Origin of the sequence: Sphingomonas panacis (assembly GCF_001717955.1) — a bacterium.
GTDB classification, from domain to species: domain Bacteria; phylum Pseudomonadota; class Alphaproteobacteria; order Sphingomonadales; family Sphingomonadaceae; genus Sphingomonas; species Sphingomonas panacis.
Genome location: NZ_CP014168.1, coordinates 2,341,237 through 2,360,335, shown reverse-complemented (window position 1 = coordinate 2,360,335; position 19,099 = coordinate 2,341,237). Strand labels below are relative to the sequence as shown.

Below are 19,099 nucleotides of genomic sequence, written 5' to 3'. Positions count from 1 at the left end.
CATTCTCAAGGGGGTTATCATGCAGCTCAGGTCCACCAAATCCCGTCACGCACGCTGGTTGGCCAGCGGCGCTCTGGTCTTCCTGGCTGGCGCGGCGCCTGCCTGGGCTCAGGATGGTCCGCCCGCGCCGCAGGAAAAACCCGGTCTCGACGCGCCGGCCGAGCAAGCCGAGGAGCTGCAGCAGGACATCGTTGTCTCGGGCTCGCGCATCGACCGCCCCGGCTTCGAATCTCCGACTCCGCTGACCCGGGTCAGCGCCGAAGACCTGAGCGTCGGCAGCCGCGCCAACGTTGGCGCAGCACTCGCCGATCTGCCGCAGTTCAAGGCAGGCCAGTCGCCGCAAACCTCGGGCACCAACGCGCAGGCCGGCCGCTTCCCGGTCGATCTGCGCGGCCTGGGCGCGACGCGCACCTTGGTGCTGATCGATGGCCGCCGCTTCTCCAGCGAGAACGATCTCAGCACGATTCCCTCGGTGCTGGTCAAGAATATCGACATCGTTACCGGCGGCGCGTCGGCGGCGTGGGGTTCGGGTGCGGTGGCGGGCGTGGTGAACATCCGCCTCGACGACAAGCTGACCGGCGTAAAATTGGGTGCCGAGGCCGGCATCTCGACCTATGGCGACGCCGCGCAGCATCGCTTCGAGGGCGCCGCCGGCTTCAATTTCGCGGACGGGCGCGGCCATTTCATGATTGGTGGCGAGTATTTCGAGAATGACGGCCTGCTCCAAAAGACCGCGCGCGCCAACACCGGCCGCTGGGCGCTGATCCCCAACGCCGATGGTTCCTCGACGCTGACGACCGATGTCGGGTACGCCAATGCACTGGTCGGCGGAATGATCACTTCGGGGGTGCTGCGCAACCGGAGCTTTAACCCGGACGGCACGCTGCGCATGCCCGATCTCGGCACGGTGGTTGGCACCAACATGATCGGTGGCGAGGCCCCGTCGGACGACGACCGTAGCCCCCTCATAACCCCGCAGAAGCGCGTCGCAGGCATGGCGCGGCTGTCTTACGACCTCACCAACAACCTGAAATTGACCGCCGAGCTGCGCTACTCGCGCTACTGGGGCGAGTATACCTGGTTCGGCGATCACAATCGCGGCAACATCACCATTCGCAGTGACAACGCCTTCCTGCGTCCCGAGATCAAGGCCCAGTTGGCCGCCGCGGGGCAGACCAGCTTCACGATGGGCCGATACAATTCGGATCTCTCATATTCGACGATCGACGTGCGCCGCCCCGCCATCCAGGGCACGGTCGCGCTCGACGGTACGGCGTTCGCGGGCAAGCTGCGCTACAGCGCCTATTACAGCCACGGCGAATCCGAGAACAATCTCGACACGCCCGGTTTCCGCCTGACCCAGAACTTCGCCAACGCGGTGGATTCGGTCATCAGCCCGGTTACGGGCCAGCCAATCTGCCGCATCGCGCTCACCAACAGCTCGACCAATTGCGTGCCGGTCAATCTGTTCGGCAACGGCGCGCCGTCTGCTGCGGCTATCGCCTATGTCACGGGTACGCCGAGCTCGCGCGCAAAGAGCACGCTCGATACCGCCGGCATCAGCCTGCGCGGCGAACCATTCTCGCTGTGGGCTGGGCCGGTCTCGGCCGCGGTAGGCGCGGAAAGCCGATGGGAAGGGACCACTTCGACGGCGGGCGCGCTCGATCAGGCTTCCGCCTTCACGACCTTCCAGTTCGGTTCGCTCTACGGCAAGGATTCCGTGAAGGAGGGCTTTGCCGAACTGCTCGTGCCGCTGGCAAAGAACCTGCCATTGCTGCGCAACCTCGAGTTCAACGGCGCGGCACGCTATTCGGACTATCGCAACAGCGGTGGCATCTGGTCGTGGAAATTGGGCGCCACCAACGAATTCTTCCCCGGCGTGGTCGGCCGCGTCACCCGCTCGCGCGACATTCGCGCGCCTTCGCTCAGTGAACTCTATTCGACGCAGACGATCAGCTATGTGAACGTGACCGATATCGTCAACGGCCGCACGGTCACGGTCAACACCCTCGTCAACGGCGGGGGGAACCAGAATCTCACGCCCGAAAAGGCCGACACCTGGACCGCTGGCGTCACCACCTCGCCGCTGCGCGGCCTTACCGCCTCGCTCGATTATTTCGACATCACCATCAACAACGTCATCACAACCGTCAGCGCGCAGGATCTCGTCAACCGCTGCCGCGCGGGCAATCTCGACCTGTGCAGCCGCGTGTTCCGGGATGCGGGCGGCAATCTGCTCAGCGTCCAGTCGAACTCTGTAAACCTCTCACAGTACAAGACCAACGGCATCGATGGCGAGATTGCTTATACCCTGGCGCTGAGCGACGCACGACGGCTGAACGTCCGTGTGATCGGCACCTGGGTCGACAGCCTCACGACCTACGACGGCATCAGCCGGATCGAATATGTCGACAATACCAGCTACGCCTTCGTAAACGGCATGCCGTCCTGGCGGGTGAACGGCAGCATCGGCTACGGCGACAGCGTGTTCAGCGGGCTGGTCCGGATGCGCTACATCTCGCCCGGCTTCTACAACCGCAACCAGAACATCACCAACAACCGCGTGCCTGCCTATACCTACGTCGATCTTCAAGCGAGCGTGAAGGTGCCCGTCTCGCATGGGCCGGGTCTGGAGATCTATGCCAACGTCTCCAACCTGTTCGATCGCGATCCGCCGATCGCATCGGGCTTCTCGCCTTTTTACGACACGGTCGGCCGGTTCATGACGATCGGCACGCGCGTCAAATTCTGAGGGAACAGAAACATGATCCGGGCCGCCCGCTGCTCTCTCCTCGCTCTCGCGATCGCATTGGGAAGCAGTGCGGCTGGCCAGACCCCGGCCCTCCCGCTCGCGCCGACGGAGCGGCTGCAGTTCGATACCTCGGAAGTCACCTGGATGGCGCTCGACGTGTCGCCGGACGGCAAGACGATCCTGTTCGATCTGCTCGGCGACATCTACACGCTCGACATCGCCGGCGGCACCGCGCGACCGCTGCTGACGGGACAGGCTTTCGAAACGCAGCCGGTTTTCTCGCCCGATGGCAAACACATCGCCTTCCTTTCGGACCGGGCCGGAGCGAACAACCTTTGGATCGCCAATGCCGATGGCAGCGATGCGCGAAAGCTCTCGAACGACGCCGGGCCGGCGCTCTACACCTCGCCCGCCTGGTCGCCTGACGGGCGCTTCGTCTATGTCTCCCGGACGATACACGCCATCCTCGCGTTCGAACTCTACGCCTATGACATGCGCGGCGGCGGCGGCATCAAGATAACGCAGGCGAAACCGACCGGCACCGAGCGCGGCGACGATCGCATCAACGTGATCGGCGCGACCGCCTCTCCAGACGGCAAGTACCTCTATTATTCGCGAAAAGTCGGGTCGCTCTGGTCGGCTCGCCCGCTGCCGCATTGGGAGATCGTGCGCCGCGATCTCGCTACCGGGACCGAGGACAAGATCGTCTCGGCCATGCCCGGCGCGGCGATGCGCCCCACCGTGTCGCATGACGGGACCAAGCTGGTCTATGCGAGCCGCAATGGCGCGGAGACGGGCCTGCGGCTGCGGGATCTCGTCACTGGCGAGGATCGCCTGTTGACCGTCCCAATCGATCACGACACGCAGATCAGCGGCTATTACAACGATCTCGTTCCGCGCGTGACCTTCCTGCCCGGCGACACGGCGATCCTGACTGCGATCGGCGGAAAGATCACCCGCGTCGCGCTGGCTGATGGTACGCGGGGCGATGTACCCTTTACCGCCAAGGTGGACATGACGATCGGCAGGAACACGCGCGTGGCCGTGCCCGACGAAACCGGGCCGGTGCGCGTCCGCATCATCCAGTCCCCGCGCTTTTCACCCGATGCCAAGCGCGTCGCCTTCGCGGCACTCGGCAAGCTCTATGTGCAGGCGCTGACGGCAGGCGGCGGCCCCGTTTCAGTCGGCGGCGTCGAAGGCATGGCCTTCCAGCCGAGCTGGACGCCCGATGGCCGTGCGTTGGTCTATGTGACATGGGATGCGCAGGGCGGCGGCGCGGTCTGGTCGATCCCGGCACACGGTGGGCGGGCTCGCCGGCTCACGACCGCGCCGGCTTTCTACACCGAGCCGGTCGTCTCGCCGGATGGGCGGAGCGTCGCCGCGCTGCGCGCGAGCCAGACCGAACGGCTGAATCTGGCGAGTGAACAAGGCGCTGCGCTCGCCACCGATGTCCTGACATTTCCGCTCGGCGGCGGCGCTCCCCGCATCGTCACCAGCGCGACGGGCGCGCGCGCTCTCGATTATGACAGCGCGGGCACGCGGCTGCGCTTCATGGCGGGCAGCGATATCTGGTCGGTCGCGGCGGATGGCGCGGGCAAGCGCAAGGAGGCGTCCCTCACCGTCCTCAACGGCAATCGCTATTTCGCGAACCTGCCTGTGCCGCCCGAGGATGCGCGGCTCAGCCCGGACGGCAGCCGGATGCTGATCAAGGCCGCCTCGCAGCTCTACCTCGTCGACGTTCCGCCGCTCCTGGGAGCCGAACCGCAGAAGATGGATCTCGGCCACCTGCCGGTCGCCGCCGCCAAAGTGACGGCGATCGGTGCCGACTATCTCGGCTGGAGCCGGGACGGGGAAAGCGTGCTGTGGTCGGTCGGCTCAACCCTGCGCACGCTTCCGACCGAACTCGCCGCAGTCTCGCAAGGGGGGGCGTCCGAGCGGCGCGCCACGAGCGTCGAGGCGTCCGTCGAACTGCCGCGCGACGTGCCGGGCGGCAGCATCGTCCTGCGCGGCGCGACCGTCATCACCGAGCATGGCGCCGACGTGATCGAAAAGGCGGATGTCGTCGTCACCGGCAACCGCATCGTTTCCGTAGGCCCGACTGGCAGCGTCGCGGTTCCGGCAGGCGCGACGATCCGCGACGTGGGCGGCCGGTGGATCGTGCCCGGCTTCGTCGACACCCACGCGCATTGGTTCGAGACGCGCCGCGAGATTCTCGACCCCAATCACTGGGATTTCCTCGCCAACCTTGCCTATGGTGTCACATCGGCGCTGGAAGTGCAGCCCTTCACGGTCGATGTATTCGGCTATCAGGACATGATCGATGCCGGCATGATGATCGGTCCGCGCGCTTTTTCGACCGGGCCGGGCGTGTTCTCCAATGCGGAGATCAACTCGCTCGACGATGCGCGCAACGTACTGACGCGCTATCGCGACCATTACCGCACGCGCAACATCAAATCCTATATGGTCGGCAACCGCACCCAGCGGCAATATATGGTAATGGCCACTGCCGAACTCGGCATGATGGCGACAACCGAAGGCGCCAGCGACTTTAACCTCAATCTCAGCCACGCGCTCGACGGCTTCGCCGGCAACGAGCATAACATGCCGATCACGCCGCTCCGCAAGGACGTACTGACACTCTATTCAAAAACGCGGATCGGCTATTCGCCGACGCTCAACGTGCTCTATGGCGGTGCGCCGCCGCTCAGCAATTTCATCATCGCGGGCGATCTTCTGAACGACGCCAAGCTACGTCGTTTCATCCCAACCAGCGTCCTTGAGGCACGCTCGCGCAACCGTATTTGGGTGCCCCCGATCGACCAGACGTGGAACCGCTTCGCCGCGGACGCGCTCACCATCCGCCGCAACGGCGGGGTCGTCGGCATGGGCAGCCACGGCACGGTGCAGGGGCTCGGGTATCATTTCGAGATGGAAGCCTATGTGACCGGCGGCGCGACACCCGCCGAGGTGTTGCGCGCCGCGACCATCGACAGCGCCGAGCAGATCGGCCGCGCCGCCTATATCGGCAGTCTGGAACCCGGCAAATACGCCGATCTCCTGATCCTTTCCAAGAATCCGCTCGCCGATGTCCGCAATACGCGCGAGATCGCACAGGTCATGAAGAACGGCCGGCTCTATGATGCGGGGACGCTCGACGAGGTCTGGCCGCGTCAGCGCGCCGTGCCCCGTTTGTGGTTTCAGCAGGATAAGTAAACGCGATCAGGCGCCCGGATTGAAGCGGCGCATCCAGCGGACCAGATCGGGATCGGGATGCATGGCGAGGATGTGGCCAAGCGTATCGATATGCTCGTCCTGGCCGAGCTTGAACTTGCCTTCGAGCGTCCTGACTGTCGCGCGAAAACCGACGATGGCTGCTGCCATGCGCTGATACCGGCTGAATATCTCCTCTATGCGCCACGGCTCAGGTCGTCCGTGCTCGCTCGCATCGATCAGCACCTTCAGCGCGAAGGGCGTGATATCCGGCCCGATCTCGATATCGGCTAGGATCTTCAACTGCGTGTAGTTCCACGTCGGCGCCCAGTCGCGTCGTCCCGCATATTGGGGAGAGACATAGCCGCTTGGCCCGCTGAACAGGATCGTCGAGCGCCGCTGCGTGGCCAAGGCCTCCGCCAGCGGATTGGCGCGCGCGAGATGCCCGATGAGCGCGCTGAGCCGCCCCACGTCATCATATTCTCCGATCAGCGGCAATTGACTGGCGAGGCCGATCGGCCCGCGTGGCGTCGAGACCCAGGCGAGCGGGAATTCGGCGACCAGCGCGCGAACGTCGTCGGTTGTGAAGTGCGCGAAGGACTTTGCCGGGATTACATCGCCGGCTGGCTGGGCGGAGTTGCTCATGCCGCTACTCTGGCGCGTCACAGGACGCACCGGAATGGCCAAGATCGCGCAGATACCGGGTCCAATTGGGATTGCCTGACGAGATGGGAGTCGTTAGACTTGGCGCTCACACCGCTCCAATCCGGCCAATTTTCTGAACCAATGCTTCGCCGCCTTCCCCTCACGCTCGGCCAGAGCGTCGATACCCGCAAGAAGACGCCAGCCTATATGCAGATCATCGCCGCGATCATCCGCGATGTCGAAAGCGGCCGGCTGGAACCGGGGACCTACCTTCCGAGCAGCCGCGAACTGGCAGCCGACATCGGGGTCAACCGCAAGACGGTCGTGCTCGCATACGAAGAACTGATCGCGCAAGGCTGGCTCAGTTCGGCGGGGACGCGCGGAACGGTGGTTGCGCCGATCTATCCCGACGCGACGCGTAAGCCTAGCCGACCACCCCGCAGTTTGGGAACCGATCGCGCGGAGTATCACATCCTGCCGCCGCCGGAGCGGCCGCTCGCCTTGCCTGCGGGCAGCGGCATCAAGCTCGACGAAGGCGCGCCCGACGGGCGCCTGTTCCCTGCTGACATCCTCACCAATGCCTATCGCGATGCGGTGCGCGCCAAGGCTGCGTCGAACGCCTTCCTCTATCGCGATCCGCTCGGCCTGGCCGAACTCCGCGAGAGCGTGGCCGAAATGCTGCGCAGCCAGCGCGGCCTCAACGTCAGCACCGACCATGTCTGCATCACGCGCGGCAGTCAGAACGGCATCTTCCTGACCGCGCAGGCGCTGCTGCGGCCCGGCGACCACGTCTTGGTCGAAGCGTTGACCTATGAGCCTGCCGTCGCCGCTTTCACGATGCTCGGCGCGCGCGTCCACGCCGTGCGGCTTGACGACGAGGGTATTGATGTCGCGGCAGTCGAGGCGCTGTGTCGGCGGCACCGCATCCGCGCGCTGTTCCTTACCCCACATCATCAGTTCCCGACCACCGTCACGCTGCGCCCGATGCGCCGCCTGCGGCTGCTCGATCTCGCGCGGCAGTTCGGCTTTGCGATCATCGAAGACGATTATGACCATGAATTCCACTTCGCCTCGCAGCCATTGCTGCCGATGGCGGCGTATGCGCCGGAACAGGTCATCTATGTCGGTTCGCTCTCAAAGCTGCTGTTGCCAGCGCTGCGGGTCGGCTATGTCGTTGGGCCCCCAGTGCTGATGCGCAGCCTCGCGCACGGCATCTCGGTTACGGACGGCATGGGCAATGTCATCACCGAGAAGGCGACAGCAGAACTGATCTCCAGCGGCGAATTGCGCCGTCACGCACGTAAAGTGCGCCAGATCTATGCCGAGCGGCGGCTCGGCTTCGCACAACGTCTGCGCGAGACCTGCGGCGACCGGATCAGGTTCGATTTGCCCAATGGCGGCCTCGCCTTCTGGCTACGCTTTCCCGGCCGCGACATGGACGAGATCGAGCGACGCGCGCGCGCGCTCGACCTGCGCTTCGCGGAATCGCGATCTTTCATGGCGAACGATGCGGCGGAACGCGGGCTGCGCATCGGCTTCGCCAGCCTGAACGATGCTGAGGCGTCTCGCGCGGTAGCCGCGCTCGCCGCGGCAGTCGGCTAACACGCCCCCGACCAGACGATCGGCCAGGTTTTGCCAGTGAACCCCGCAGAGGTGATCCGACGAACTGACGCCCCCCAGGCAAACACCATCTGCCGTCTTGACGGTCGGCTTTGCCGTGCTCACAGTTACGTATGACGGTGACGTCCAGCAGCAACGGTCGGAGCGATGCCGATACGGCGCCAGTTCGCGTTGTGCCGCGCCGCTTTCCGTCGCTGGCAAAAGACGCCGCACTGGTTTCTGTGCGATACGCTGTCGAGGACTATGCTTTTGACATAAGCGAGCATCAACGACGGCTGGCCGATGACTTCGTTCTACACGGCAACAGCCATTATCGCGTTCACGTGAACGAGCCCGACGCGGCGGGCAGCTACGAGTTCTGCGGCCTTCTTGATGGATTTTTCCTCATGTCCGTGGATTCGGAATATTATACGCCGCGTTCAGTGTATTTCGATTCTCCGGACAGTCTGCATATCTACCTCGCCTGTAGCGGCGACGGCGAATACGTCCCGGCCGATAACCAGCCGATAAGCTTCGAGGCGCCTGCCACGGTGCTCATCATTGAGCCAGCCGGCACGGCTCCCGCTGAAATCACGTTCGACGGTTGCACGCGCTACGTCTATATCATCCTGCACCGTGAAGTGCTCGAGACACTCTATGGCGGCAGCGCGCACGAACTGCCGGCGGCTTTGCAAGCCTTTTTAGGAGGCGAGCTTTCGCAAACGTCCGGTCGCACTTTGGCCTTGAGCGGAGCCATGTTGCGATGCCTGGAAGATGTCCACACCTGTTCGCTGGAAGGGCGCTTACGCTGGCTGTTCCTGCAATCGAAAGCACTGGAGATCGTCTGCCAGGCGCTTGAGGCCTTTGATCAAAGCGAGTGTCTTCGCTTGGTGGAATCGAGCAAGCATATGCCAAAGGGCGTGTTGAAGGCCCGGCTCTTCCTTGCCGAGAATTTCGCCAACCCACCCTGCCTTGAGAAGCTCGCGGCCGAAGTAGGATTGAGCCGAAGCGCCCTGTGCACGGGCTTTCGTCAGATACTCGGCCAGTCGGTCTATGAATATGTTCGAGATCTCCGCATGAAGCAGGCGCTGGCTCTCCTGAGCGAAGGCGACGATCCGATCATCCAGATCGCCTATGCCGTCGGCTATAATCGCCCTTCCAGCTTCTCGGTGGCGTTTCAGCGGCATTTCGGTGCATCACCCAGTAAAGTGCGCCGCAAAACCAGCCAGCCGCGTACGTGACGCCGGCCGGCAGGCGCGGAGTCCTTATCTTTTGACGATCACGGCCAAAAATGACCCGCCTCGACCAGAGCGTTGGTCGAATCCACCATCGTCAGAATCTTGCGCAGACTTTCGAGGAAAGCGCGCTGTTCCATGGCGCTGAGGACACTCAGCAGGTGCTTCTCGCGCGCGAAGGTGAAGTGAGCGACCGCTTCGCAAGACGCCTGCCCGGCCTCGGTCAAGGACAGCCGGTTGCGCGCCGCATGCTGCCGGTCCCGCTCCGACACGATCAGCCCCATTTCGATCAAGCGGGTGATGCAGCGGCTGATCGCCGCCTTGTCGAGACCGAAGTCCCGGGCAAGCTGGTTCGCTGTTATCGCCCCGCTCGCCCCGACGAAGAAGACGATCTTCGCTTCGGTCAGGCTCAGCCCGAGCCGTTTGCGCACCGACGCGGCCGCGCCGGCGACAACGCGATTATAAAGCACGCTGATGATCGCCAGGGCGTGAGCGCCGACTTCGTCGTCCGCGGCTTGGGACGCCTCTGTTCGCCGCGCCTCGAAATCGGTTGGCATCTTCGCTCCATGGCTGACAATTCGACCGACAGATAGGGCGGCAGGACCTTACATTGCAACGACAGGGCGCGCCCGACATTTCGAGCGTCATTTTGGCGGCGCTCGAAGGTTTTTTGGCGGCGCGAGAAAGCCGCCTCGCCACCGACCGCCTAGCATCGCTCTCGGCCAGCTCATGAGTCGGTCCCAAGAAGACAAACGTCCAGCACGGAACGGTGCCGACCAAAAGGGGGATGCGATGCGCGCTCTGAACACATCGGCTTGTATGTCGGCGAGCATGCTGGCCTTGTGCCTCGCCGCCACCGGCACCGCAGCACAGACGACCGCGAGCGCCCAAGCAGCCGAGCCCACAAAGACGGACTCCGGCGCGGTTGTGGCCGACATCGTCGTGACCGCGAGCAAGCGCGATCAAAAGCTGCGCGACGTCCCCTCGGCGATCACGGTGATGACCGGCGACACCCTCGGCACCCTGGGCGTGAGGTCGGTCCGTGATTACGCGACACTGACGCCGGGCCTGACCGTGCAGGAAGGCTCCGGCCCCGGCTACGGCAAGATTTTCATCCGTGGCCTGACGACTGGCACGCTGCAACAGTCCGCCACGACAGTTTACTACATGGACGAAGTGCCGTTCACAGCGAGTTCGGCGAATGGTGGGGGCGCCTTCATCGCGCCGGATCCTGAACTGACGGATATCGACCGCGTCGAGGTTTTGAAAGGACCACAAGGCACGCTCTACGGCGCTTCAAGCCTCGGCGGCGTCATCCGGCTCGTTTCGAAGAAACCCGACGTGACCGCATTTTCAGGCAGCGCCCGCGCCGAGCTGGCCGCGATCGACGGCGGTGGCTTCGGCTATTCGGCGAGCGCCACGATCAACGCGCCCTTGGTGACCGACCGGCTGGCCTTGCGCGCCACCGGTTTCTGTCGGCGCGCGCCGGGGTACGTCGACAACGTCGGCACCGGCTCCGACAACGTCAATCGTAGCGACTATAAAGGCGGGCGCCTGGCCCTGCGTTGGACGCCCGATATACGGCTTTCCGTCGATGTGGTCGGCCAGATGCAAGACATCGATACGCGCGGTCCCGCGCTACAGACGAGCGTGGCCGGAACCCTCACGCCGGATGTCGGCACGCGCAAGTTCAACAACTTCTTCGATGCGCCGACCCTGGTCCGATACCGTTTGGCTTCGATCACTGGGCAGTACCAAACCGATGCCGGCCAGATCATCGCGACCAGCGCGTACCTTAAAAGCCAGCTCCAATTGCAGACCGACGCGAACACGACCTACGCGTCCTACCTCCCGATTTTCGCGACGGCCGGCTTCGCCTATCCGGCAGGCACTGGGGTCGCCATCGAATCCAGGGTCGATATGGAGAAGAAGACCGCCGAACTTCGATTCGTGTCCAAGAAACTGGGAAGAATCGAGTTTGTCGTCGGAGGATTCTACACCCATGAACACATGACGTCGCCAACCAATGTCGTGGCGAGAAACATGACCACAAATGCAAATCTACCAACACCTCTGGGCACGATCATCTCGACGCCCGTCAAGGACACATACGAAGAGATTTCCGGCTTCGGCAACGCCACTGTCTACCTTGCAGACAATCTCGATATCACTGGCGGTCTTCGATATTCACACAACAAAGAAGATTTCAATCTAAATTATAGTGGCGTGTATTATACGGCCTTCCTAGGCGGGCCGGTGCAGCTTCCGGCGGTTCATGCGAAGGACGACCATCTCACCCAATTGGCGACGTTGCGGTGGCGGCCGACCCCGCACCTGAGTGTTTTCGTCCGCGCAGCGAGCGGCTACCGGCCCGGCGGTCCTCAGGTCGCGGCGATCGTACCGCCCGGCGCCCAGACTCAGATCAATCCCGACACGGTCTGGAACTATGAGATCGGTATCAAAGGCGACGCCTTCGACAGAAGGCTCAGCTTCGAGGCTTCCGCCTATCATATCGACTGGAATGACATCCAACTCTACACCCTCTTCAACACCTCGCAGTTGCTTGCCAACGCCGGCAAGGCGCAGGTGGACGGGTTCGAAGCTCAGATCACCGGACGGCCAACGCGGCTTCTCACCGCCACGGCGAATGTAGGCTACACCAACTCGCGACTGACCCAAGTCGACCCCGGCGTAACCGCCATCGCGGGCGCGGCCGCGGGGGACCGAATCCCCCAGACACCGCGCTGGACGACGTCCGCCACACTCGATCAGTTGGTTCCACTTGCCGGTGACATGCAAGGCCAGTTGGGCGCGACGCTCCGCTATCAGTCGGATCGGGTGACGTCGTTCCCGGGTAGCCTGACCGACCCCAACGTCCGGCTGCCGAGCAACACGACCATCGATTTACGCGCCGGACTCAAGCTCCGCAACTATCAGGTCCAGTTCCGTGTGGAGAACGTCACCGATCATGTGACGGTCTCGAGTTATGTGACCGGAGCTCCGTCATACGCGTATCTAACGCGCCCGCGCACCTTCGTCTTATCCGTGAGCACGACGTTCTAGCGGACGCTCTCGATAGCTCTGCACCGAATACCTGCACCAAAGTGAAAATAAAGAAGGAACTTCATGGAAAACTCCGTCGATCACGGGTCCGGCCCATCGCCCGACACCACGGCCGCCGACGCCAGAGCGCCAGGAGCATCGGGTTCGACCACACTGACCGAACTCGAACCGTCCTTCGCCGCACTCTTTCCCTCGACCCGCTATTTTGAGCTGGATTCGAAAATCGCCGGGGCGCGCTTCTCGGCCTGGGTCACACCGCCGCCGCAGTATGACGCTGATGACGCGCAGAAGTTTCCGGTCGTCTACCAGGTGGATGGAAACCTTTTCTTCCCCGCGACGGCGCCCTTCCACCAAGCCGGAACAAGCGACGTCATCGCGCCTCAGCGGCCGTTCATTCTTGTCTCCGTCGGATATTCGAAGGAAGACAGTCAGGCGTGGACCTGGCTGCGCGTCCGCGATTTCCTCCCGCCGAATGAAGCCGTTCCGGAGGTTATGCGTCAGGCGGTGGAAGCGTCCGTGCAATACGGCAAGCTGGCGCGGGACGAAGCCGACCGCTACCTCAAGATGTTCGACACGCCGGCGGCCGACAAGTTCTTGGGCTTTCTGGAGAACGAACTCCATCCGCTCCTCGCCAAAGCCTATCGGATCGACGACAGCGACGTCGGCCTCTGGGGCGATTCCTATGGCGGCCTGTTCGCCGCCTATGTCGCGATCAAGCGGTCCGACCTGTTCAATTCCATCGGCGCCGGCAGCCCGGGAATCCTCGAAGGCAGCCAGATCTTCAAACTGTACCAGGAGGCCCTCGCCGCGAAGACAGACTATTCGGGCCGGCGACTCCACGTCACGCTCGGGGGGCGCGAATGGACCGACCCGAGCATCTATCAGTGGCTTACAGCCCGCGGCGCGAGCGAATTGCTCGCCAAGACTTCGCAAAACCCCTTGCCCGGCTTGCACGTTTCGGCGGAGTTGATTCCGCTGGAAACCCATCTCACCTCGACGATCCCGGCGTGGTTCAGCTTTCTGCGCGCCTGTTACGGACGCAAAGGTTGACACACGCCGGCTCGGCGGCCCGGCCCCGAAGTCTCACCCGACTTGCCGCGCCTGCGCGGCAGTCAAGGTGTTCAGCATCAGGCAGGCGATGGTCATCGGCCCCACTCCGCCGGGCACGGGCGTGATCGCGCTGGCCACCTCACGCACCGCGTCGAAATCGACATCGCCGACCAGACGACTCCCGCCCTCGGGCGTCGCCACTCGGTTGATACCGACGTCGATGACGATCGCGCCCGGCTTGATCCAGTCGGCCCTGACCAGACGTGGTTTGCCGACCGCCGTAACCAGCACGTCCGCGCCACAGCACAGGAACGGCGTGTCGCGCGTGTGGATGTGGGCCACCGTGACGGTCGCCCGCTCGGCCAGCAGCAACGCCGCCATCGGCTTGCCGACGATATTGGAACTGCCCAAGACCACCGCGTTCATGCCGGTCAGATCGGGCGCCACGGACTTGATCAGCATCAGGCACCCTAGCGGCGTACAAGGCGTCAGCCCGCCGGCGCCGCCCTGGGCGACCTTGCCGGCGTTGAGGGCGTGCAGCCCGTCCACGTCCTTGTCCGGATCGATCGCGGCCATCACCCTCAGCGTGTTGATATGGTCCGGCAGCGGTAGCTGGACCAATATGCCGTCCACCTCCGGCGCGGCGTTGAACGCAGCGACATGGGCCAGGATGTCCGCTTCACTGACCTCGAGCGAGAACCGCGCGGTACGGCTTTCGAACCCGACCTCGGCCGCGCGCTTGAGCTTGCTGCGCACGTAGACGTGGCTGGCGGGGTCGTCCCCCACCAGGATCACCGCCAGACCCGGCCGCCGCGCCATACGGGCGGCCCGCGCGCGGACATCGGCAAGCACGGCCCCGGCCTGCGCCGCGCCGTCTATCGCCAGCGCGGTCATGGCGCGGCGTCCGCGCCGGCGGCGGGAGCGTCCATCAACTGAACACCACGGTGCGCTGCCCGTTCAGACAAACGCGGTGCTCGACATGCCACGTCACCGCCCGCGCTAGCACAGCGCACTCGATATCCCGACCGATCGTCGCCAGGTTCTCGGCTGACTTGGCGTGGCTGACACGCTCGACGCCTTGCTCGATGATCGGCCCCTCGTCGAGATCGGTGGTCACATAATGCGCCGTGGCGCCGATGATCTTGACCCCGCGCGAATGCGCCTGGTGATAGGGCTTGGCACCCTTGAAGCTCGGCAGGAACGAGTGGTGAATGTTGATGCAGCGCCCAGACAGCGCTTCGCACATCTCCTCGGAAAGAATCTGCATGTAGCGCGCCAGCACCACCAGATCGACCTTCCGATCGGCGATTAGGTTCAAGAACCGCTGCTCCTGCGGCCGCTTGTCGGCCTTATCGACGGGCAGGTGATAATAGGGCAGCCCGCTCCACTCGACGAACGAGCGCATATCGTCGTGGTTGGAGAGCACCCCGACGATATCGACCGGCAGAAGTCCGGCACGCCAGCGGTGCAGCAGGTCGAACAGGCAGTGGCCGAACTTGGAAACGGCGATCAGCACCCGCGGCCGGGTCGCTGGATCGAACAGCTTGAAATCGATCTGGAAACGCTCGGCGATGGCGGCGAGGCGTTCGCCGAGGCCCGCCAGATCAAACCCCTCAACCTCTTCGGGCGCGAAGGTGATGCGCATGAAGAAACGGCCCGTCTCCTCGTCGAGGAACTGTTGGGATTCGCCGATCGAGCAGCGATTTTCCGCCAGGAAGCCGGAAACGGCGGCCACGACGCCAAGGGTGTCGGGGCATTTGACAAGCATCACGTAGTGAAGGGCGGTCATGCAATACACTCCTGCGAGACCTGGGTGAACCAGTCGCGCAAGTGGCCGACGAAGCTCGCGTCGGCCACGATGTCGAAGGTGGATGTCGCCGGCTCGGCGAGCATCAGAACGGAGACCTGCGTCAGCAGGGTCTGGGCGCATTGTGTTTCGGACATCACCCGCGGGTGCGTGTCCAGGCTGCAGCCCTTGGCGATCAGCACCCGCGCCGCCGGGCCCGAGATGCGCCAGGCACGCCGCCCGGCCGACAGGTCGCCGAGGTGGTGCAGTCGACCCGAGCACGCCTGCGTGACCTGACCAAAAATCTGGTCGGCAGGCGCGAAGATCGCCCACTCGCCCGGCGCCAGCCAGGCGACGCGAAGGCCAATCTTCACGAGACTATTGGGCCGGGTCGGCCAGGCGAACCCGAACGCCGCTTCGAGTTCAGTCGCCGCGTCCACGTCGTCGCGCATCACGCGCAGGATCGAAAGCGAAACCGCCGACTCAGTTATGGAAAGGCTCGGCCGCTGGAGGGTCCAAGCCGCGCGGACGTCAGCCATTGAGGCGTTCTCCAGGGATGTCGTAGGCGGCCAACTGGCTGATGCGAACGCGTGCGCCCTTGGCCGCGCCCGTGACGACGTCGAACTCCTCGCCCAGGCGGGCGCGGCCGCCCCTGACCATGCCCAGCGCGACGCCGCGCCCGAGCGCCGGACTAAAGCCGGTCGAGGTTACGTAGCCCTCGCTGCCCTCGCGTTTGCCCGCCCCGCGCAGATGGGCGCCGATCGGCAGAGTCTCGATCGATCCGACCCACTCCAGGCCGACGAATTGCAGACGATCCTCGCGCGTGTTGGCTGGCCGCGACAGCGAACGCCGTCCCACGAAGTCGTGCTTACGCTTGAGAACCTGTCCCCAGCCGAGATCGACTGGCGATGTCTCGCCATCGGTGTCGGCCCCGATGTGCATGAACCCTTTCTCGGTGCGCAGCACCATCCAGGCGTCGATACCGACCGGCGTTATGCCGTAGGGCTGACCAACTTTCATCAGGCGGTCCCACAGCTCGCCGGCGCGGTCGGCGGGAACGTTGATCTCGTAGGTGACTTCGCCGGTGAAGCTGGCGCGGACCACCCTGGCCGGGACGTCCGCCACGTGACCGTCCCTGAAGGTCATGTGCGGGAAAGCCTCGGCGTCGATCGGGACGTCCACCCCAGTCGCGTAGAGCACCTCACGCGCCCGCGGGCCGCTCAGCGTCAGCACCGCCCAGGCCGTGGTGACAGGCGCGACCAAAACCTTGAGATCGCGCCACTCGCATTGCAGCCATTCCTCGAGCCAGGCGGCGATGCGATCGGCGCCGCCTCCGGTCGTGCCGACCAGGAAGCGGTCCTCGGCGAGGCGTAGCGTGACGCCGTCGTCGATCAGCACGCCCAATTCGTTGAGCATCAGGCCATAACGGGCGCGGCCGACCTTCAGGGTCGACATGGTGTTGGCGTAGATGCGATCGAGGAACTCGGCGGCGTCGGGGCCGACCACCTCGATCTTGCCGAGCGGCGAGCCTTCGAAGAGGCCGACACCCTCACGCACGACGCGCGCTTCGCGTTGCTCGGCCGCGTACGGCGTCTCGCCAGGCTTGGGATAATAGGCCGGGCGCAGCCAGGCGCCATATTCCTCGAACACCGCGCCGGCCCCCTGTTGACGCTCGTGGGTTGGCAAGCGACGGTAGGGCCGGGACAGCGAACCCCTCGTGTGGCCGCCCAGCGCCGCCAGGCTAACGGGCGTATAGGGGAAGCGGAACCGCGTCGTACCGGCCTCCGCCATGCCCTGCCCCGTCAGTTCCGCCATGATAGCCAAGGCGTTGACGTTCGAGGTCTTGCCCTGGTCGGGCGCCATGCCAAGGGTGGTGTAGCGCTTGAGGTGCTCGACCGAGACGAACGCCTCGCGCTTGGCCAGGGCGACGTCGCCGGCGGTCACGTCATGCTGGAAATCGACGAAAGCCTTGCCTTCGGCCTCGACTCGCCAGAGCGGTTCGATGGTCCAGGCCGGGGCCGCGTCGAACGCGACCGGCGCTTGGCCGGCATCGCCCCCCGCCGCCATCCAGCCGCCCGTCAGCGCCGCGCCCAAGGTGAAATCCCCATTAGACGCGCCCACCGATACTTCGGCCTGAACCGAGACGTGGGGTCGGAACGCGGCGATCCTCGCGTCCCAAGTCAGCTTGCCGCCCGACTGGGAGAACAGATGCACAGTCGGATTCCAGCCACCGGACATGGCGAGGGCATCGCAGGGCACGCGCACCGAACGGCCGTCTCCGGTGCGCACGGTCACGCCGCGCAATCCGCGCGCGCCGTTGGTCTTGACGATCTCCGCGCCGGTGAACACCCGAACCCCGCGCGCGACTAGAGCCTCGACCAGTCCAGACGGCGGCGCGCGGCGGCTGTCGACCAAGCCTGGAACTGTCGCGCCAGCATCGAGCAGCGCGTGCGCCACGCCATAAGCGCTGTCGTTGTTGGTGAACAGGCTTGTGGCGTCACCCGGCAGGACCGCCCACCGGGTCAAATACTGGCGCACGGACGAGGCCAGCATGACGCCGGGTGCGTCGTTGCCGGGAAAGACCAGCGGACGTTCAAGCGCGCCGGTGGCCAGCACCACCTGCTTGGCCCGGACAGTCCAGAGCCGCTGGCGCAGCACCGCATCCGGAGCGCCGGCACCGGGATGATCGGCCAAGCGCTCGACGAGGCTGACGCTGTTGTGATCGAAATAGCCGACCGCCGTGGTGCGCGTCAGGATCTCGGTTTCGCCAGCCCCCTCGAGCTCGGCCTCGACTCCGTCCAGCCATTCGCCGCCGTCGCGGCCGTCGATGCACGCCGGGACGCTCAGCAGCGAGCCGCCCAGCGTGGTGTCCTGCTCGACCAGCATGACTCGCTCGCCCTGACGGCTCGCTGCCAGGGCCGCGGCGAGGCCGGCCGGGCCCGCCCCGACGACGAGGACGTCGCAATGGGCATAGCGATGTTCGTAGCGATCCGGATCGGCATCGGCGGACACCTTGCCCAGACCCGCCGCCTTGCGGATGATCGGCTCGAACAGGTGCCAGTCCGGCCACATGAACGTCTTGTAATAGAAGCCGGCCGGGATGAAGCGGCTGATCACATTGTTGATCGCGCCGACATCGAACCGCGCGCTCGGCCAGCAGTTCACGGGCCGGGCCTGAAGGCCTTCGGTGAGCTCGACCTCGGTGGCGCGAACGTTGGGGGTGCTACGCCTGGCCACCCCGACTTGCATCAGAGCGCAAGGTTCTTCGACGCCCGCAGCCATCAGCCCGCGCGGCCGATGGTATTTGAACGATCGACCGACGATAGACGCGCCGTTGGCCAGCAGGGCTGAGGCCAAAGTATCGCCCGTGAACCCTTCCAGAACCCGGCCCTCATAGTGGAACCGCACGCGACGCGCGCGATCGATCTGGCCGCCGCGCGGCAGGCGACGCCCGCTCATCAGACGACTCCCATCGTCAGATCGGGTGCGGCCTCGCCCATTCGATAGACCGCGATGATTTCATGAGTCACCGTGCTGCGCGCGACGTTGAACCATTGGCGGCATCCGGCCGTGTGAAGCCAGCGTTCCAAGTGGACACCCTTGGGATTGATGCGCGTGAACAGATAGTCGCCCCATCGCGTGTCGGAGACCGTCTCGGGCGGGCCCGGCCGCGTGATGTGAGACTGGCCCCCACAGTGGAACTCGACCTCATCACGAGGCCCGCAACAGGGGCAATGGATCAGCAGCATGTTCGCC

General features: G+C 64.7%; 13 protein-coding genes. 6 read left to right on the top strand and 7 right to left on the bottom strand.

Annotation, left to right across the window (positions count from 1 at the left end; translation table 11 throughout):
- Positions 1 to 19: 19 nt before the first annotated feature.
- Positions 20 to 2,752 carry a TonB-dependent receptor domain-containing protein gene (locus J0A91_RS10665; protein WP_069207222.1) on the top strand — a complete coding sequence of 911 codons (2,733 nt, stop codon included), beginning with the start codon at positions 20 to 22 and terminating at the stop codon, positions 2,750 to 2,752.
- 12 nt (positions 2,753 to 2,764) lie between these two features.
- Entirely contained in the window at positions 2,765 to 5,968 is a 3,204-nt protein-coding gene (locus tag J0A91_RS10660; protein WP_150126891.1) for an amidohydrolase family protein, read from the top strand.
- Positions 5,969 to 5,974: 6 nt separating this feature from the next.
- Here the strand turns inward: J0A91_RS10660 and J0A91_RS10655 are convergent, their stop codons facing one another.
- The gene (locus J0A91_RS10655; RefSeq protein WP_069204900.1) at positions 5,975 to 6,610 is read right to left on the bottom strand and encodes an FMN-binding negative transcriptional regulator; all 636 of its coding nucleotides are present in this window, start codon (positions 6,608 to 6,610) and stop codon (positions 5,975 to 5,977) included.
- Positions 6,611 to 6,751: 141 nt separating this feature from the next.
- On the opposite strand from J0A91_RS10655, the gene pdxR reads away from it, so the two are divergent.
- Both pdxR and J0A91_RS10645 read left to right on the top strand, forming a co-directional pair.
- A complete protein-coding gene (pdxR, locus tag J0A91_RS10650; protein WP_069204899.1) occupies positions 6,752 to 8,212 on the top strand; it encodes a MocR-like pyridoxine biosynthesis transcription factor PdxR in 1,461 nt (486 codons plus the stop codon).
- Positions 8,213 to 8,343: 131 nt separating this feature from the next.
- The gene (locus tag J0A91_RS10645; RefSeq protein ID WP_083224625.1) at positions 8,344 to 9,450 is read left to right on the top strand and encodes a helix-turn-helix transcriptional regulator; all 1,107 of its coding nucleotides are present in this window, start codon (positions 8,344 to 8,346) and stop codon (positions 9,448 to 9,450) included.
- A 38-nt stretch (positions 9,451 to 9,488) separates the two neighbouring features.
- Here the strand turns inward: J0A91_RS10645 and J0A91_RS10640 are convergent, their stop codons facing one another.
- Entirely contained in the window at positions 9,489 to 10,001 is a 513-nt protein-coding gene (locus tag J0A91_RS10640) for a MarR family winged helix-turn-helix transcriptional regulator (RefSeq protein ID WP_069204898.1), read from the bottom strand.
- Positions 10,002 to 10,236: 235 nt separating this feature from the next.
- Between J0A91_RS10640 and J0A91_RS10635 the strand changes: the two genes are divergently transcribed.
- Both J0A91_RS10635 and J0A91_RS10630 read left to right on the top strand, forming a co-directional pair.
- Positions 10,237 to 12,507, top strand: coding sequence for a TonB-dependent receptor (locus tag J0A91_RS10635; RefSeq protein ID WP_069204897.1), 2,271 nt, complete (start codon positions 10,237 to 10,239; stop codon positions 12,505 to 12,507).
- Between the two features lie 63 nt (positions 12,508 to 12,570).
- Entirely contained in the window at positions 12,571 to 13,557 is a 987-nt protein-coding gene (locus tag J0A91_RS10630) for an alpha/beta hydrolase (protein ID WP_083224624.1), read from the top strand.
- Between the two features lie 33 nt (positions 13,558 to 13,590).
- Here the strand turns inward: J0A91_RS10630 and J0A91_RS10625 are convergent, their stop codons facing one another.
- Genes J0A91_RS10625 through J0A91_RS10605 form a run of 5 tightly spaced genes read right to left on the bottom strand, consistent with a single transcriptional unit; the run spans position 13,591 to position 19,092 of the window.
- Positions 13,591 to 14,451 carry a bifunctional 5,10-methylenetetrahydrofolate dehydrogenase/5,10-methenyltetrahydrofolate cyclohydrolase gene (locus tag J0A91_RS10625; protein ID WP_069204896.1) on the bottom strand — a complete coding sequence of 287 codons (861 nt, stop codon included), beginning with the start codon at positions 14,449 to 14,451 and terminating at the stop codon, positions 13,591 to 13,593.
- A 34-nt stretch (positions 14,452 to 14,485) separates the two neighbouring features.
- Positions 14,486 to 15,346, bottom strand: coding sequence for a formyltetrahydrofolate deformylase (gene purU, locus J0A91_RS10620; protein WP_069204895.1), 861 nt, complete (start codon positions 15,344 to 15,346; stop codon positions 14,486 to 14,488).
- Entirely contained in the window at positions 15,343 to 15,882 is a 540-nt protein-coding gene (locus J0A91_RS10615) for a sarcosine oxidase subunit gamma (protein WP_069204894.1), read from the bottom strand. The genes purU and J0A91_RS10615 overlap by 4 nt, the downstream gene beginning before the upstream one ends.
- Positions 15,875 to 18,802, bottom strand: coding sequence for a sarcosine oxidase subunit alpha family protein (locus J0A91_RS10610; protein ID WP_069204893.1), 2,928 nt, complete (start codon positions 18,800 to 18,802; stop codon positions 15,875 to 15,877). The genes J0A91_RS10615 and J0A91_RS10610 overlap by 8 nt, the downstream gene beginning before the upstream one ends.
- Positions 18,802 to 19,092 (bottom strand): sarcosine oxidase subunit delta, encoded by a 291-nt coding sequence (locus J0A91_RS10605; protein ID WP_069204892.1) that lies wholly within the window; start codon positions 19,090 to 19,092, stop codon positions 18,802 to 18,804. Before J0A91_RS10605 ends, J0A91_RS10610 begins: the two co-directional genes overlap by 1 nt.
- Positions 19,093 to 19,099: the final 7 nt, after the last annotated feature.

Excerpts from the sequence above, each read along its gene's own strand:
- J0A91_RS10665 (WP_069207222.1), top strand. The coding sequence starts at position 20 with ATGCAGCTCAGGTCCACCAAATCCCGTCACGCACGCTGGTTGGCCAGC.
- J0A91_RS10660 (WP_150126891.1), top strand. The coding sequence starts at position 2,765 with ATGATCCGGGCCGCCCGCTGCTCTCTCCTCGCTCTCGCGATCGCATTG.
- J0A91_RS10655 (WP_069204900.1), bottom strand. The coding sequence starts at position 6,610 with ATGAGCAACTCCGCCCAGCCAGCCGGCGATGTAATCCCGGCAAAGTCC.
- pdxR (WP_069204899.1), top strand. The coding sequence starts at position 6,752 with ATGCTTCGCCGCCTTCCCCTCACGCTCGGCCAGAGCGTCGATACCCGC.
- J0A91_RS10645 (WP_083224625.1), top strand. The coding sequence starts at position 8,344 with ATGACGGTGACGTCCAGCAGCAACGGTCGGAGCGATGCCGATACGGCG.
- J0A91_RS10640 (WP_069204898.1), bottom strand. The coding sequence starts at position 10,001 with ATGCCAACCGATTTCGAGGCGCGGCGAACAGAGGCGTCCCAAGCCGCG.
- J0A91_RS10635 (WP_069204897.1), top strand. The coding sequence starts at position 10,237 with ATGCGCGCTCTGAACACATCGGCTTGTATGTCGGCGAGCATGCTGGCC.
- J0A91_RS10630 (WP_083224624.1), top strand. The coding sequence starts at position 12,571 with ATGGAAAACTCCGTCGATCACGGGTCCGGCCCATCGCCCGACACCACG.
- J0A91_RS10625 (WP_069204896.1), bottom strand. The coding sequence starts at position 14,451 with ATGACCGCGCTGGCGATAGACGGCGCGGCGCAGGCCGGGGCCGTGCTT.
- purU (WP_069204895.1), bottom strand. The coding sequence starts at position 15,346 with ATGACCGCCCTTCACTACGTGATGCTTGTCAAATGCCCCGACACCCTT.
- J0A91_RS10615 (WP_069204894.1), bottom strand. The coding sequence starts at position 15,882 with ATGGCTGACGTCCGCGCGGCTTGGACCCTCCAGCGGCCGAGCCTTTCC.
- J0A91_RS10610 (WP_069204893.1), bottom strand. The coding sequence starts at position 18,802 with ATGAGCGGGCGTCGCCTGCCGCGCGGCGGCCAGATCGATCGCGCGCGT.
- J0A91_RS10605 (WP_069204892.1), bottom strand. The coding sequence starts at position 19,092 with ATGCTGCTGATCCATTGCCCCTGTTGCGGGCCTCGTGATGAGGTCGAG.